Origin of the sequence: Paraburkholderia sp. RL18-085-BIA-A, assembly GCF_046027075.1 — a bacterium.
Taxonomy (GTDB): Bacteria; Pseudomonadota; Gammaproteobacteria; order Burkholderiales; family Burkholderiaceae; genus Paraburkholderia.
Genome location: NZ_JARESU010000362.1, coordinates 1 through 2,172 on the forward strand (window position 1 = coordinate 1; position 2,172 = coordinate 2,172).

Below are 2,172 nucleotides of genomic sequence, written 5' to 3' on the forward strand. Positions count from 1 at the left end.
AATGGACCGGTTAAAGCAGCGATCCAATCAATCTGGTGGGCGGCGATGAGCAAGGGGAAGGGTCTGGAGGGGTTGTTCGATGGCCGGCATTTTGATCAGGAGATCATTGTTCTGTGTGCGCGCTGGTACCTTCGCTACAAGCTCAGCCTGCGCGATTTGGTCGAGATGATCCCCCAAGGGGACTTCCTGCGGGGCGTGGCCGAGCGGGGATTGTCGCTGGCACACACCACGATCATGCGTTGGGTAAAGCGCTTTACGGCGGATTTCGTCAAGCGCTGGAACCGGTTTGGCATACCCACCGGCCGGTGATGGCGTGTTGACGAGAGTGTGTCACGAACACAAGCGAGAGCTTGTGGTGCTGTACTGAAGATGGGAGCAGGCCTCCCGAAGCCGGCTTGCAGGAGCAGGCTTCAGTGTGTCACGAACGCAGGCGTGAGCCTGCGATGCTGTACCAGAGATGGGAGTTGGCCTCCCGAAATCGGCTTGCAGGAGCAGATATCAAACCGCCCAGTGCGGCGGCGTCCAAAAGACGTGGTCGTGAGCGACTGTGGAAAAGGCGTCGTTAAGACGTCAGGTACGTGTTGAGAAGATGAGCGCAAGCAAACCGTCCGATGACGCATCGTTAGCTCCAAAGAACTGTCAAAACCGGGGTCGTGAAGTAACTCCGGGACCAGTCGGGACGACACCTGTTTACGGGCCCGATGGCAGTCGGTGTATAGGTGGCATGAGCTCAACACAGGCTCTGGTATGGAACGTGAGAACCTTGTTCTGGATGTGAAGGGAAATGACGAATGGCAGACACCATGAGAAAGAATACCGATGCCAGAACGAGGGGCGGAGCTGCTCGTAGTAGTGTTGAAGCTTTTGTAATGAGAGTGGAGCGAAGGGGCAGCGTTATCCGGTTGACGAAGGTCACCAACCTGCATTGCGGGGATGAGTGACATGACATCAACAAAATCCTATTGCATTGCGAAGCGTGTGGTGTGGGAAGCATATCAGCTGGTGAAGGCCAACCGTGGCGCTGCCGGCGTGGACGATGAAACCATCGCCATGTTCGAGCAGAATCTATCGGGAAATCTGTACAAACTGTGGAACCGGATGTCATCGGGGTCGTACTTCCCGCCACCGGTGAAGCAGGTGGAAATTCCGAAGGCCCAGGGTGGCACGAGAAAGTTGGGAATTCCCACTGTGTCTGACAGAATCGCGCAGACCGTGGTCAAGCTCATGATTGAGCCGACACTCGATCCGGTGTTTCATCCGGATTCCTATGGATACCGGCCGGGTAAGTCGGCGAAACAGGCGATTGCCGTGACGCGCAAGCGTTGCTGGCAGTATGACTGGGTTGCTGAGTTTGACATCAGGCGGCGTTTGACCAGATCGATCACGCATTGTTGATGAAAGCAGTGCGAAGCCATGTCAGGGAAGACTGGATCCTGCTGTACATCGAGCGGTGGCTGACTGCGCCGTTCGAGACTGCAGACGGAACCCGGTTGCCACGGGCGCGGGGCGTTCCGCAAGGCGGAGTGGTCAGCCCAATCCTGATGAATCTGTTTATGCATTATACGTTCGACCGCTGGATGCAGCGCACCTATCCTCAATATCCCTTTGCCCGCTATGCCGACGATGCGGTGGTTCACTGCCGCAACCAGAAGCAGGCGGAATTCGTGATGCAATCTATCGCATCGAGGCTGGAGGAGTGTGGATTGACGATGCATCCTGAGAAATCAAAGATCGTGTATTGCAAAGACGGGAGTCGCACCGAAGTCTATCCGCATGTGCAGTTCACGTTTCTCGGCTTTACGTTTAGGCCGAGGAGGGCTCAGAGCAAGCAAGGCCGGCTATTTACCAGCTTCCTGCCGGGAGTGAGCAAGGATGCCTTGAAACGTATGCGGCAGACAGTGCGGGGGTGGAAGCTTCATCGACAAACGCCGAAAACGCTTGCCGATTTGGCGCAGCAATGCAACTCAACGACCCGGGGGTGGTGGAACTACTATGGCGCGTTCTATCAGACGGCAATGCACAAGCTCGTTCTATATCTGGATCGTCAGCTTGAGCAATGGGCGAGAAGAAAATACAAAACACTGTTGCGGCACAAGCAGCGCAGTGCGGAGTGGCTCAGCAAGATGAAGAATAAATGTCCACGGATGTTTCACTACTGGCAGGTATAGGGAG

The 2,172-nt window shown here is 55.7% G+C and carries 1 protein-coding gene and 2 pseudogenes; all 3 read left to right on the plus strand.

All coding sequences use genetic code 11. The features are described from left to right. Window positions 1-45: 45 nt before the first annotated feature. A pseudogene (locus tag P0D89_RS52405) lies at window positions 46-255 on the plus strand (hypothetical protein); the annotation flags it as partial. A gap of 843 nt (window positions 256-1,098) precedes the next feature. Next, window positions 1,099-1,766: pseudogene (locus tag P0D89_RS52410) on the plus strand (group II intron reverse transcriptase/maturase); the annotation flags it as partial. Between the two features lie 120 nt (window positions 1,767-1,886). After that, complete coding sequence (locus P0D89_RS52415) at window positions 1,887-2,168, plus strand: group II intron maturase-specific domain-containing protein (RefSeq protein WP_408379527.1); 282 nt, start codon at window positions 1,887-1,889, stop codon at window positions 2,166-2,168. Window positions 2,169-2,172 lie beyond the last annotated feature (4 nt).

What these genes read in the sequence shown, in the direction of transcription:
- P0D89_RS52415 (WP_408379527.1), top strand. Translation starts at nt 1,887, where the DNA reads ATGCGGCAGACAGTGCGGGGGTGGAAGCTTCATCGACAAACGCCGAAA.